Annotated in this window: 11 protein-coding genes; 8 read left to right on the forward strand and 3 right to left on the reverse strand. The window is 72.5% G+C overall.

The window, feature by feature from the left end; all coding sequences use genetic code 11:
• The first annotated feature begins 199 nt into the window (after nucleotides 1-199).
• From ACO2Q3_RS10480 to ACO2Q3_RS10490, 3 genes are all read left to right on the forward strand, one after another.
• Nucleotides 200-2,971 carry a ribonucleotide reductase gene (locus tag ACO2Q3_RS10480; RefSeq protein ID WP_423306512.1) on the forward strand — a complete coding sequence of 924 codons (2,772 nt, stop codon included), beginning with the start codon at nucleotides 200-202 and terminating at the stop codon, nucleotides 2,969-2,971.
• 87 nt (nucleotides 2,972-3,058) lie between these two features.
• Nucleotides 3,059-3,550, forward strand: a complete 492-nt coding sequence (locus ACO2Q3_RS10485) for a pentapeptide repeat-containing protein (protein WP_423306513.1) — start codon at nucleotides 3,059-3,061, stop codon at nucleotides 3,548-3,550.
• Nucleotides 3,551-3,710: 160 nt separating this feature from the next.
• Nucleotides 3,711-4,508: a pentapeptide repeat-containing protein gene (locus ACO2Q3_RS10490; RefSeq protein ID WP_423306514.1), complete on the forward strand. Its 798-nt coding sequence runs from the start codon at nucleotides 3,711-3,713 to the stop codon at nucleotides 4,506-4,508.
• 149 nt (nucleotides 4,509-4,657) lie between these two features.
• On the opposite strand, the gene aspS is transcribed toward ACO2Q3_RS10490, so the two are convergent.
• Both aspS and ACO2Q3_RS10500 read right to left on the reverse strand, forming a co-directional pair.
• Nucleotides 4,658-6,442 (reverse strand): aspartate--tRNA ligase, encoded by a 1,785-nt coding sequence (aspS, locus tag ACO2Q3_RS10495; protein WP_423306515.1) that lies wholly within the window; start codon nucleotides 6,440-6,442, stop codon nucleotides 4,658-4,660.
• Between the two features lie 418 nt (nucleotides 6,443-6,860).
• Entirely contained in the window at nucleotides 6,861-7,652 is a 792-nt protein-coding gene (locus tag ACO2Q3_RS10500) for an SDR family oxidoreductase (protein WP_423306516.1), read from the reverse strand.
• A gap of 164 nt (nucleotides 7,653-7,816) precedes the next feature.
• Here ACO2Q3_RS10500 and ACO2Q3_RS10505 point away from each other — a divergent pair, with 164 nt between their 5' ends.
• Nucleotides 7,817-8,446, forward strand: coding sequence for a DedA family protein (locus ACO2Q3_RS10505; RefSeq protein WP_423306517.1), 630 nt, complete (start codon nucleotides 7,817-7,819; stop codon nucleotides 8,444-8,446).
• A gap of 24 nt (nucleotides 8,447-8,470) precedes the next feature.
• Here the strand turns inward: ACO2Q3_RS10505 and ACO2Q3_RS10510 are convergent, their stop codons facing one another.
• Nucleotides 8,471-9,211 carry an aquaporin gene (locus tag ACO2Q3_RS10510; RefSeq protein WP_423306518.1) on the reverse strand — a complete coding sequence of 247 codons (741 nt, stop codon included), beginning with the start codon at nucleotides 9,209-9,211 and terminating at the stop codon, nucleotides 8,471-8,473.
• A 325-nt stretch (nucleotides 9,212-9,536) separates the two neighbouring features.
• On the opposite strand from ACO2Q3_RS10510, the gene ACO2Q3_RS10515 reads away from it, so the two are divergent.
• The 4 genes from ACO2Q3_RS10515 (at nucleotide 9,537) to ACO2Q3_RS10530 (ending at nucleotide 12,943) form a co-directional block, all read left to right on the forward strand.
• Nucleotides 9,537-10,415 (forward strand): AraC family transcriptional regulator, encoded by an 879-nt coding sequence (locus tag ACO2Q3_RS10515; protein ID WP_423306520.1) that lies wholly within the window; start codon nucleotides 9,537-9,539, stop codon nucleotides 10,413-10,415.
• 162 nt (nucleotides 10,416-10,577) lie between these two features.
• Nucleotides 10,578-11,105 carry an RNA polymerase sigma factor gene (locus ACO2Q3_RS10520; protein ID WP_423306522.1) on the forward strand — a complete coding sequence of 176 codons (528 nt, stop codon included), beginning with the start codon at nucleotides 10,578-10,580 and terminating at the stop codon, nucleotides 11,103-11,105.
• Nucleotides 11,102-12,118: a FecR family protein gene (locus ACO2Q3_RS10525; RefSeq protein ID WP_423306523.1), complete on the forward strand. Its 1,017-nt coding sequence runs from the start codon at nucleotides 11,102-11,104 to the stop codon at nucleotides 12,116-12,118. The genes ACO2Q3_RS10520 and ACO2Q3_RS10525 overlap by 4 nt, the downstream gene beginning before the upstream one ends.
• A 126-nt stretch (nucleotides 12,119-12,244) precedes the next feature.
• Nucleotides 12,245-12,943 (forward strand): carboxymuconolactone decarboxylase family protein, encoded by a 699-nt coding sequence (locus ACO2Q3_RS10530; RefSeq protein ID WP_423306524.1) that lies wholly within the window; start codon nucleotides 12,245-12,247, stop codon nucleotides 12,941-12,943.
• Nucleotides 12,944-12,949: the final 6 nt, after the last annotated feature.

The following is a 12,949-nucleotide window of genomic DNA, read 5'->3' on the forward strand; positions in this document are numbered from 1 at the left end:
TCAGGGGCGCCCTTACCCCCTCAGCTTGCAATTTTGGCTTAACGTCGGGAGAAATTGGCAGCGCGGCGCCAATCCCCTGCGTCGCCGCACCGCACCCCATATGTTGTGGATGACAGGCTTCAGACCCGCAACATCTGTTGCTCCCAACGGTCATGGCGCCTAGCGTGTCACCCGGCAGATGTTCGCCGGAGCGAGTCCCATGCGATTTCAGAAGCGGTTCTGCGGTCAGGTCCTTCCCGAGGCCGAACTGCGCTGGATCGAGCGCGCGCATGAGCTGCTGGAAACCCTGGCGCCGCGCGCCTGGACCACCGCGCGGGTCGAGGCGTGGCTGGACTGGGCCGACACCCTGCCCACCGACTATCCGACGACGGACCTTCCCGAGCGCCTGAAGCCGAACGGACGGTTCAAGGGCCTGCTGGCCGAAGGGCCGGACCGCTGGGCGCATCGCCTGGCCGCCTGGGGCTGGGCGCTGGGGCTGTTCGACAGGCCGGCCGACGCCGAGACCTTCGCCGAGGAGCTGTTCGCCCTGGCGGCCCTCGGTATGGCCGCCCCCGGCGCCAGCCTGGCCTTCGGCGCGCGCATGCATCCCCTGGCCGAGGACAGCGCCAAGGCGCCGTCCGCGCCGATCGCCGACCTGGCCGCGCGCGACCTCGGACTGGCGGCGTCCGCCGAGCGGGGCATCGTCCGCGAGCGCCTGCGCGCCGTGGCCGACGCCATCGCCCGCTGCGAGGGCGATCCGGCCGCCTGCGCCGATCCGGCCGCCAATCCTTCCCTGGCCCGCGCCGCCCTGGCCGCCCGCATGTCCGGGGCCAGCGACGCCGAGATCGCCGACGCCATGGCCCTGGCGGCGCACGAGACCGCCCTGGACGGCGCCGACGCCGCGGTGCTGGCGCGGGCCGATCGCGACGCCGTGGCGCGCGCCGACGCCGCGGCGGTTCGCGCCGCCGCCCTGGGATGGCGCTCACGGCGGCTGACGCTGGCGTTCGGCTCCGAGGAAGCCGTCGCCCTGGCCCGCGCCGGCGACGCCCCCGCCGCCGCGCTGAACCTGGCCCGTCTGGAGACGCCCGAGGACATCGAGGCCGCCGCCCGGCTGCTGACCGTGGCGCTGGACATCGAGGTCTCGGCCGGCTTCTGCGCCGATCCCGCCGCCGCCTGGCGTCGGCGCGAGCGCCGGCCCCTGGCCCTGGGCGCTGCGGGCCTGGCCGAACGGCTGGTGGCCGAGGGCCAGGCCTACGACAGCGACGCCGGCCGCGCCCGCGCCGCGGCGCTGCAGGCGCTGGTGGACGCCGCCGCCCTGGCCGCCTCGGCCGAGCTGACCGCCGCGGCCGGCGCCACGGGCGAGGCCGACCTCGCCGCGCTCGACGCCCGGATCGCCGCCGTCACGCCGCTGAAGCCCGATGCCGCCGCCACCCGGGCGAAGGCGCTTTACACGGCCGCCCGCAAGGCCCTGGCCAAGGCCGGCGCCCGCAACGTCCAGGTCACCGCGGTCAGGGCCGATGCCGACCTGTCGCTGAAGCTGGGCGGCGTCTCCCTGGGCGCGGCGCCCTGGATGGGGCCGGCGGTGTTCGCCGAGACCGCTGACGGCGACTGCGTGGCGGTTCTGGCGGAAGCGGCGCTGCAGGGCCTGGAGCGGCTGGGTCTCGACGCCGCCGAGGCGCGCGCTCACGTGCTGGGCCGGCGCACCCTGATCGACGCCCCCGCCATCGACCATGTCGCCCTGGCGGCCAAGGGTCTGACCGAGCACGAGATCGCCGCCGCCGAGAGCGCGCTGGCGGCGGGCCTGACCCTGGAGGCGGCCTTCGCCCCGGCCGTGGTGGGCGTCGGTTTCGTCTGCGACGTGTTGGGCGCGCCGGAGGAAGCCGCCCTGGCGCCCGGGTTCGACACCCTGGCCTTCGCCGGCTTCACCGCCGCCGAGGTCGAGGCGGCGCGGGCGCACGCCTGCGGCGCCGGGTCCCTGGCCCGGGCCGCCGCGCTGCCGGCCGAGGCCCGCGGCGTGTTCCTGACCGCCGGCGAGACCGGCCTGCCGGCGCGCACCGCCATGACCCTGGCGCTGGAGCCGTTCCTGGGCGCCCCGGCGACCCTGGCCATCCCGCTGGCGTTCGACGCCCCGGTCGCCGAGGCGGTGGCGCGACAGGCCGAAGCGGCCAGCGCCGGTGTGCGCGCCATCCGGCTGGACCGCGCGCAGGCCCCGGCGGATTTCACCCTGGCGATCCCCGAACCGGCGGCCGAGCGCCCCGCCCGCGCCGCGCCGGAGCCCGAGCCGCAGGCCGAGCGGGTGGTGGAGCGCATCGTCGAGGTGGAGCGGATGCGCCGCAAGCTGCCCGACCGGCGCAAGGGCTACATCCAGAAGGCCAGCGTCGGCGGCCACAAGGTCTATCTGCACACCGGCGAGTACGACGACGGCGAACTGGGCGAGATCTTCATCGACATGCATAAGGAAGGCGCCGCCTTCCGCTCGCTGATGAACAACTTCGCCGTGGCGATCTCCATCGGCCTGCAATACGGCGTGCCCCTGGACGAGTTCGTCGACGCCTTCGTGTTCACCCGCTTCGAGCCGGCGGGACCGGTGACCGGCAACGACTCGATCCGCTCGACCACCTCGATCCTGGACTACATCTTCCGCGAGCTGGGCGTGTCGTACCTGGACCGCCGCGACCTGGCCAACGCCGACCCGGACGAGCTCAACGCCGACGGCCTGGGGCGGGGCAAGGCGGACGAGACGGGCGAGGACCCGGTCGCCGAGGCGGCTCCGCAGCCGGCCTCGCGCTACATCTCCAAGGGCTTCTCCCGCGGCGCCGCGCCGGACAACCTGGTGTTCCTGCCGTTCGGCGCCAAGCCCGGCGGCTCGCTGATGGCCACCGCCGACGTCTGCCCCTCGTGCGGCGACCTGGCGCTGGTCCGCAAGGGCCAGAGCCTGATCTGCGAGACCTGCGGCGCGCGCGCGCCCAAGGCCGGCGACGCGGAGCGCTGAACCCTGGCGCGAGCCGGCTCGCTCATCTGGCCTTAAGCTTGCGGGTGTAGGGGCAGATCGACCGATTTTGCCGAGGCCTGTGCCGAAATGAAACCGCTTGCCATCCTCGCCGCGGCCGCCGCGCTGCTCAGCGCCCTGCCCGCCGCCGCCCAGAACGCGGGGCAGATCGCCCACGCCCGCGACGGCGCCTCGTGCCCGCACTGCAACCTGTTCCAGGCCGACTTCGCCAACCTGGAGCTCAAGGGCCGCAACTTCTCCGGCGCCCGCCTGCGCCAGGCCGACATGAGCGCGGCGGTGATGAACCGCACCTCGTTCGCCGGCGGCGACCTGCGCGACGTCAACGGCTACGGCGGCGTCTTCACCGGCTCCAGCTTCGCCGGCGCCAACCTGACCAACGCCAGCTTCGTCGGCGCCTATCTGCAGGGGGCCGACTTCCGCGGCGCGATCCTGGACGGGGTGAACTTCTCCGGCGCCGAGATGGACCATGCGGTCGGCCTGACCCAGGGCCAGCTGCGCGGCGCCTGCGGCGACGAGGCCACGACGCTGCCGCGCGGCCTGCGCCTGCGCCGCTGCGACTGACGCGAGAGGCCGGAGACGCCCGCGCGCATGGCGCTAGCGGGCGCCGCCAGGACCGCGCGGTCAGCGCCTCTGACCCCGCTATTACAAGGTTTTAAGTGGCGCCGGGGCGCGCTTGGCCGCACTAAGGTCCCACGAGGACACTGCTGCCAGGATACCGCCGTTGTCGATTTCGTCCTTCACCTCGCGACTGACCCTCGCCCTCAGCCTCTCCAGCCTGATGGCCGTCATGGCCGTGGGCCGGGCCTACGCGCTTGAGGAAGATCGCGATGTGCCGCGGATGGTCTCGTTCGGCGGCATGTGCGCCAACTGCGAGCTGTCCGGCCGCAAGCTGACCGGCGCGCGGTTCATGGGCGCCAACTTCGCCGGCGCCGCCCTGGTGGGATCGGACCTGCGCGGCGCCTCGTTCTTCGGCTCGAACTTCTCCGGCGCCGACCTGACCCGCGCCGACCTGCGCGGCGCCTCGATGACCGGCGCCACCTTCCTGGCCGCCAACTTCCAGGAGGCGACCCTCGACGGCCTGCAGGCCAAGGGCGCGAACTTCTCGAATTCGAACATCTCGCACGCCCGCTTCGACGCCAGCGACATGCAGGGCGCCAGCTTCGCCGGGGTGAACGCCAGGAGCGTGTCCTTCGCCAACGCCAGCCTGCTGGGGGTGAACTTCACCGGCGGCGACCTGGACCACGCCTCGTTCAAGGACGCCACCCTGGCCGGGTCCAACTTCGCCAACGCCCAGCTGGCGGGGGCCGACTTCCGCGGCGCCAGCATGATGCGGGCGTTCTTTGGCGGCGCCGACCTGACGACCGCGCGCGGCCTGACCCAGGGCCAGCTCGACGAGGCCTGCACCGACGCCGCCACCCGCCTGCCCTCGGGGCTCAGCGGCCACGCCTGCAAGGGCCCGCGCGTGGTGATCATGCACGCGCCGCCGCACCCGCCCGCGCCGCCGGCGCCACCCCGCTGAGCGTCGCCCAGCGCCCGCCCTCCCCTTCATGGGGAGGGAAAGATCGCGTCAGCGATCAGGGTGGGGAACACTTGCCGAAACAACGGTGGTCTTGGGGTCCAGGCAAGCGTCTGACTCCCCCACCCTCCCCGCGAGGGGGAGGGAAGACGCTATTTGATCGGCGGCGCCAGGCGGATGTGCAGGTCGCGCAGCTGCTTGTCCGACACTTCCGACGGGGCGTTCATCATCAGGTCCTGTCCCTGCTGGTTCAGCGGGAAGGCGATGACCTCGCGGATGTTCTGCTGGCCGGCCAGCAGCATGACGATGCGGTCCACGCCCGGGGCCATGCCGGCGTGCGGCGGGGCGCCATAGCGGAAGGCGTTCAGCATGCCGGCGAACTGGCGCTCAACCTCTTCGGCCGGATAGCCGGCGATCTCGAAGGCGCGCAACAGGATGTCCGGGCGGTAGTTCCGCACCCCGCCCGAGCACAGCTCCACGCCGTTGACGACGATGTCGTACTGGTAGGCGAGGATATCGAGCGGATCCTTGGTGTTCAGCGCCTCCAGCTCGCCCTGCGGCATCGAGAAGGGGTTGTGCGTGAAGTCGATCTGCTTGGTCTCGTCGTTGAACTCGTACATCGGGAAATCGACGATCCAGCAGAAGTCGAACCGCCCCTCGGCGACCAGGTTCAGCTCGGTCCCGACCTTGGTGCGGGCCAGGCCGGCGAACTTGTAGAAGCTGGCCGGATCGCCGCCGATGAAGAAGGCCGCGTCGCCGACCTTCAGGCCCAGCTGGTCGCGGATCGCTTGCGTGCGCTCGGGGCCCAGGTTGCGGGCGATCGGGCCGGCCGCTTCCTCGACGCCGTTCTCCTCGCGCCAGAACACATAGCCCAGGCCCGGCTGGCCCTCGGACTGGGCCCAGGAATTCATCCGGTCGCAGAAGGCGCGCGAGCCGCCGCCCGGCGCGGGCAGCGCCCACACCGCGTTCTTCGGCGATTCCAGCATGCGCGCGAACACCCCGAAGCCGCCGCCGCGGAACGCCTCGGAGACGTCCTGCATCACCAGCGGGTTGCGCAGGTCGGGCTTGTCGGTGCCGTACTTCCTGATCGAGTCCCGATAGGGGATGCGCGGGAACGGATAGGGCGTGACCTGCTTGCCGTCGGCGAACTCCTCGAACAGGCCGTGCAGCACCGGCTCCATGGTCGAGAACACGTCTTCCTGGGTGGCGAAGCTCATTTCCAGATCGAGCTGGTAGAACTCGCCGGGCGAGCGGTCGGCGCGGGCGTCCTCGTCGCGGAAGCACGGGGCGATCTGGAAGTAGCGGTCGAAGCCGGCCACCATCAGCAGCTGCTTGAACTGCTGCGGCGCCTGCGGCAGCGCATAGAACTTGCCCGGGTGCACCCGCGAGGGCACCAGGTAGTCGCGCGCGCCTTCGGGGCTGGAGGCGGTCAGGATCGGCGTCTGGAACTCGGTGAAGCCGGCGCCGACCATGCGGCGGCGGATCGACTCGATCACCTTGGCCCGCAGCACGATGTTGCGGTGCAGGCTCTCGCGGCGCAGGTCCAGGAAGCGGTACTTCAGGCGGATGTCTTCCGGGTAGTCCGGCTCGCCGAACACCGGCAGCGGCAGCTCGGCGGCCTCGGACAGCACGGCGACCTCGCGCACGCGCACCTCGATCTCGCCGGTGGGCAGGTTGGGGTTGATGGTCTCGGGCGTGCGCGCCACCACCTCGCCGTCCACCTGGATCACGCTCTCGGCGCGCAGGCGCTCGACCGTGGCGAAGCCGGGGGTCTCCGGGCTGAACACCAGCTGGGTCAGGCCATAGTGGTCGCGCAGGTCGACGAACATCAGTCCGCCGTGGTCGCGCTTGCGGTGGATCCAGCCGGAGACGCGAACATTCGCGCCCTTGTCCGCGAGCCGGAGGGCGCCGCAGGTATGGGTGCGATAGGCGTGCATCGGTCTGTCTCTAAGCAAGAAAGTTGCGGTTTTTGGAGGCGCGGAAGGGCGCATGACCCCTGCCCAATGTCAAGGCAAAGCGCCCCTTGGCGCCCCTGCGGCCGCTTGACGTTTGCGACTCTCGCAAAGGCGGCCCATATTGGGGGTCCTGTTCAACAGCTGAAAGGAGGTGATCCAGTGTCTCATTGTCTCCAACCGTGGTCCCAAGCGGCCTGGAGCCTCAAGACTGAGGTTCGCGCCTGACAGCGTTTGACGCTCGAAGGTTTTAGGTCGCGAAGAGCGCCGGTTCGCCGGTAGGATTCGCGGTCCCGACGATGGAGGCCCGCCCGGGAAACCGGGCGGGCCTTTTCGCATGTAAGGGGGGGTCGGCCCGCCCGGGAAACCGGGCGGGCCTTTTCGTATCTGAGGGCTCGCCCCCCTACCCGGCCGCCGCCATCCGGGCGCGCAGGCGGCGCATGCCGCCCAGCCAGCGGTCGTAGTCGGCGGTCTTGCGCTGCATGTAGGTCTCGACGATCGGGTGCGGCAGGATCAGGAAGTGCTCGGCCGCGAGCCCCTCGATCACGCTGTCGGCCACCTGGTCCGGGGTCAGCACGCCGTCGAGGTTCTGCGGCTGGGCCGCGCCGCCGCCGGCGCGCAGCATGGCGGTGTCGACGCCCTGCGGGCACAGCACCGAGACGCGGACGCCGCCGTCGCCGTGGGCGATGGCCAGCGATTCGGCAAAGCCGATCGCCGCGTGCTTGGTCGTCGAATAGACGGCGCTGCCGATCTGCGACAGCAGCCCGGCGGCCGAGACGGTGTTCAGGATGTAGCCCTCGCCCCGCGCCAGCATGCCGGGGATCACCGCGCGCGCGGCGTGCACGTGCGCCATGACGTTGACCTCCCAGCCGCGCTGCCAGGTCTCGTCGGTCGCCGAGGCGGCGTTGTTGCGGTCGGGATCGCCGCCGCCGACGCCGGCGTTGGAGCAGAACAGGTCGATGCGGCCGAACCGCGCCTCGAGGTCGGCCACCAGGGCGGCGATGGCCGCGCCGTCGCGCACGTCCAGGGTCACGGCCTCGCCGCCGATCGCCTGCGCCACCGCCGCCGCGCCTGCGCCGTTGATGTCGGCCACCACCACCCTGGCCGCCCCGGCCTGGGCGAAGCGGCGGCAGAGCGCCGCGCCGATGCCGTCCGCCCCACCGGTGACGACGATGACCTTGCCCGCCACATCCATGTCGATTTCCTTCCCGAGACTTGCGTTTGATCGGCATCGCTAGTCCAAGGCGCGAGCCGGCGCCACGTCGAAACACGGCCGCGCCGCCGGCGTCCCGCGTGCTCCGGCGAAACGGGCGGCAAAACTCAGCTGGAACAGGCGCCCTTGTCGGACATTCCCCGCCCATGACCTTCGACGCACACGTCCTGGTGGCCCGGTACGGCTACCTGACGATCTTCGCCCTGATCTTCGTCGAGAGCGTCGGCATTCCGCTGCCGGGCGAGGCGGTGCTGGTGGCCGGCGCCCTCTACGCGGCGCGCACCCACCGGCTGGATCCGCTGGCGATCGTGGCGGTGGCGACCCTCGCCGCGAGCAGCGGTTCGATGCTCGGCTACGGGCTGGGCCGGTGGATCGGCGAGCCCGTGCTGCAGCGCTTTGGGCGTTTCATCGGCCTGACCGAAGGGCGCCAGAGGATCGGTCGCTATCTGTTCCTGCGGCATGGGGCGACGATCGTGTTCTGGGGCCGGTTCCTGGCGATCCTGCGCACCTTCGCCGGGCTGCTGGCCGGGATGAACGAGATGGGCTGGCGCCGCTTCGCCCTGTTCAACGCCCTGGGCGCGGCGCTCTGGGCCGCGACCGTCACCACGGCGGCCTATGTGTTCGGACGGGCCTTCGCGCACCTGGCCGGCCCCGCCAGCCTGGCGCTGGGCGCCGCGGCGGTCGTGGCGGTCTGCGTGGCGCTCGTCTGGGGCCTGCGCCGTGAGGCGGACCTGCAGCGCAAGGCCGATGCTGTCCTGGCCCATCCCGCGGCCTGAGAGGAGCCGTGGTGCGACGTCGGTTCAGCCGGGATGGCCTGGCGCCTTGCGGGCAGGCGCTGGCGGCAGCGGATAGATTGCGCCGACCAAGGCCAGGGCGATCAGGGCCCCGGCCACCTCGGCCGCCACGTGGGCGGCCGCGGACTGCAGGCTGACCGACAGCAGCGGCGCGCCGGCCAGGGCGGCCAGGGCCACCGCCGGATTGGCGAACGGGAACGTCGGAACCACCAGAAGCGTCGCCAGCACCCACCCGGCGGCGGCGAACGCCCCGGCGATCGGCGAGGCGGCCCGTGAGACCGCCAACACGACGATCATCAGCCCACCCGCGCCGACCAGTTCGCCGGCCAGCAACAGGGCCAGAGGCGGCGTCGTCTGCGGCATCCAGCCGACGGCGCCGAAAAGTACGGCCGCGACCTTGGCCCCCAAGACCCCGCCCGCCAGCTGGGCGCAGAGGTAGGCCAGCAGGCACGCGGTGTTGCGCCGCCGCTCGAACCACTGGCAGGCGGTGATCAACGGGTTGAAGTGACCGCCCGACACCGGCCCGAAGGCAATCATCAGTCCCGCCAGGGCCGCGGAAATCGCCAGAGCTCGCGCCACCGTGGCCGGCCCCGGCGGCAGGCAGCAGGTCCCGGCGAAGGACGCCGCGATCACCAGCACCAGCAGGAAGGCGCCCACCCCCTCGGCCAGGGCGCGGCGCCACAGCGGGGCCCCTGGATCGCGCTCGAAGAAACTGGTGGGATGGCCAGCGCCGGGGACGAGCTTCATGTCGTTGTCGGGCGTGAGGCCGCCAGGCTCGGTCCGAGCGTTCCAGGTCGCAGCCGGCTTGCGGCAGCCTGTTGCGGCCCCTGCCCAGCCACCGGCCTGGTGATCGAAGACTGGGACATGGACGCGAGCGCTCCGACAGGGCTCGTCAGACTGACCCACGGCTTCGCCGGGCGTCTTCGACCGCCGCATCGTCGGTTTCACTTTCGAACGGCCGTCTGACTGCAGCCGACGCGGCGGGCAACAAGACTTAACGCCGCGAAACACCGCCTCACCGCCTCGTCCGCGGGACAGGTCCACAATGGCCGCGGTCCGTGGAGGGATCCTCATGTCCGTCGTCGCCGCGCGCCTGGGGGTCCCGTCCGCTGCCGGCTCCCAGCCTTCGACCCCGGTGTGCGGCGACAGCCGCGTTGGCGGCGAGCCGCTGCGGACGTCGCGCTGGCGCGAACTTGAGGCGGGCGCGCGCCGGACGCTCGACACGGGCGACGACTACGTCTTCACCATCGCCCTGCTGGCGACCCGCCTGGAACTGCGCTGCGACGACAACGCCGTGTTCGACGGCTGGATGCGCCCAGGCGCCGGGGTGGTCACCGGGCCCGGCAGGCGGCTGAGCGGGGCCCTCGCCGAGCCCTGCGACCTGCTGCACCTGCATGTTCCGGCCCCGGCGCTGCGGCGGCGGCAGGCAGCGATCGCCGGGATCCACGGCCGCGCGCCGGCTTCGCTCGATGGACGTGCGTTCTGCGACCCCCTGGCCGCCCAACTGGCGCAGATGCTGCTGGGCGAGTCGCCGGACACGGCCAGCGCCGCCGCGGCGATCGGCGAGACCCTGGCCGCGCGACTGATCGACGTCGCCCAGGCCCAGCCCCAGGCCGCGGCCCTGCCGAAATGGCGCCTGCGGCGGGTTCAGGCCCTGATCGAACAGCGCCTGGACGACACCCTGACCCTGGGCGAGCTGGCGGCTGCGGCCGGCCTGTCGCGCATGCACTTCGCCGCGCAGTTCCGCGCCGCCACCGGCTGCTCGCCGCACGCCTACCTGCTGGCGCGCCGCGTCGAGGCCGCCAAGGCGATGCTGGCCGGCGACGAGACGCCGCTGGCGGACGTCGCCCTCAGTCTGGGCTTCACGGCGCAATCGCACTTCACCACCGTGTTCAAGCGCTTCACCGGCCAGACGCCCGGCCGCTGGCGCCGGCTGAACCGGCCGGCATAGCGCCGGCATGCCGTGGCGCCCCCCGCTTCCTGCGGCCGCCAGCCCGATCGGAAATCGACGCGCCGCTCGCCGATTGTGCCGCGGGGCGTGGCCGGGCACAGTGGCGGCCTGCCGGTGGCCGGAACGTCGGCGACCGCCAGTGGCGATCGAAGAGGCGGACGATTGGACGATGAGCAGTCCATACCCTCATCGAACGCCGTCCTGGCCGAGAGGTCCGAGGCGGTGCGCGGCGCCCTTCAGCGGTACTTTGCGCGCCAGGGTTGCGAAGCCCACGAAATCGACGATCTGGTTCAGGAGGTGTTCCTGCGCATCGTCCGGCGCGGCGGCGCCGACGAGCTGCAGCGCCTGGACGGCTACATCTTCCAGACCGCCAGCAGCGTGTTCCAGGATCGCTACCGCCGCCGCAAGGCGCGGCTTTCGGACCGCCACGTTCCGTTCGAACCCGAGACCCACGGCGGCGTCGCCGGCGGTCCGGACGAGGATCTGCTCGGGCGCGAGGCCCTGGGCAAGGTGAGCGCCGTGCTGCTGACCCTTCCCGAACGCACCCGCCAGGTGTTCATCCTGCGGCGCCTGGAAGAGCTGAGCTATCGGGAGATCGCCCAAAGGCTGGGCGTCTCGGTCAGCGCGGTGGAGAAGCACCTGGCCCATGCGATGGCGGTGCTGATGACCGAGATCGGGGGGCGCGAATGAGCGACAGCCTGCGTCCCGTCCGCGCGCCGCCGGCCGCGACCCTGGCCGCCGCCGAGTGGCTGAGCCGCCGCGAGGGCGGCGAGGACCTGGCCGCCTCGCCGGCCTTCGCCGCCTGGCTGGACGCCGCGCCAGAGCATCGCGCCGCCTGGACCCAGGCCGAAACCGTCTGGAGCCTGGTGGACGCCGAGGCGCGGCACGATCCCTTGCTGCAGGCCATGCGCCGCGACGCCCTGGCGGCGCGGCCGCCTCCGCCGCCAGCGCCGCGCTGGCGGCTGGGCGCGGCCATCGTCGCGGGCCTGGCGGCAGCCGTGGTGCTGGCCGTGGTCACGCTGCAATGGCGTGGCGCGCTGGTGCAGAAGCCGTCTTCCCAGCAGGTCGCCAGCAGCGCCCAGGCCGGCCGGACCTATGACAACGGCGCGGGCCTGCCGACGACCGTGGCGCTGGACGACGGCAGCAGCGTCACCCTGGATGCCGGCTCGACCATCCAGGTGGTCGGCCGACGGGTGACCCTGACCCGTGGCCAGGCCTATTTCCAGGTGATCCACGACCCGGCGCGACCGTTCCAGGTGGCCGCGCGGGACGTGGTGCTGACGGACATCGGCACCAACTTCAACGTCGCCATCGCCGGCCAGCGCACCGTCACCACGGTGATCTGCGGCAGAGTCTCGGCCGCCGCGCCGCGCCATCCCGGGACCCGGCCGGTGGTGCTGAGCGCCAACCAGAGGCTGGAAGCCTCGGCGGGCGCCTTCACCGTGCGGTCCGTCGACGCCCAGGCGGTGTTGGCGTGGCGGCAAGCCATGCTCACGTTCCACGACACGCCGCTCAGCCAGGCGGTCGCCGAGGTGAACCGCTACGGCGGCCCGCCCGCCCGGGTCGAGGGCCTGGAGGACCTCAAGGTCAGCGGCGCCTTCCGCGCCGGCGATCCCACGCGCTTCGCCCGCACCCTGGCGGAGATCTATCCGATCAAGGTGCGCGAGCGCGCCGACGGCGGCGTCGACATCACCCGGCGGTAGGCGTCGCCGACGGGCGCCCCATTTTCGGGAGCGCTGGCGGGTGATTTCAAAAAATCCTCGAAAATTCGCATAACGGCGGTGTGGGTTTGCCGCGCGCCTGCGTCCCTGGAGCAGGAGGGTGCGATCATGCCGCTGCTGAATCCCGTCATCTTGGGCCGCGCGCCCGACCGGCGCGCGCCGGCGCCCGAGGGCTCCGCGGGCCGGCTGCGGTCGGCGGCGGTGCAGTTCGGCGACTTCACCTACCTGCCCGGACAGGCGCTGCTGCTGCGTGACGGGGTCGCGCAGAAGATCGGCAGCCGCGCGCTCGACATCCTCGACTGCCTGCTGGCCAATGCCGGGCAGCTGGTGGAGAAGGCCGAGCTTGCCCGCTGGGTCTGGCCCACCACCACCGTCGAGGAGGTCAGCATCCGGGTGCACCTGGCGGCGCTGCGCAAGGTGCTGGGCGACGGGCGCGACGGCGCGCGGTTCATCATCAACGTGCCCGGCCGGGGCTATCGGTTCGTCGCCCCCGTGCGCCGCGCCGCCCTCGCCTTCGCCCCAGATCCCGAACCCTGCCAGGCCTGGGACGGGGGTCCGCGGCTGGCGGGCGAGGACGGATGGGCAGCCGACCGGCTGGACGGCCGCACGCGCGAGCTGGTCGCGCTGGTGGCGGCCGCCTGCCTGCGGCGCGACGGCGCCGTCGGCCTGCACGTGGCGGCGGCGCAACGCCTGGGAGTCGGGCCCGAAGAGATCGCCGAGGCGCTGCGACTGGCAGCGGCCATGGAAAGCGCGCCGGCGCCGGCTGCGGCCTTGCACCTGACCCGGGTTGCAGCGCAGGATTCGTGACTCCCG

It is taken from the genome of Caulobacter sp. KR2-114 (assembly GCF_049446115.1).
Lineage (GTDB): Bacteria > Pseudomonadota > Alphaproteobacteria > Caulobacterales > Caulobacteraceae > Acaudatibacter.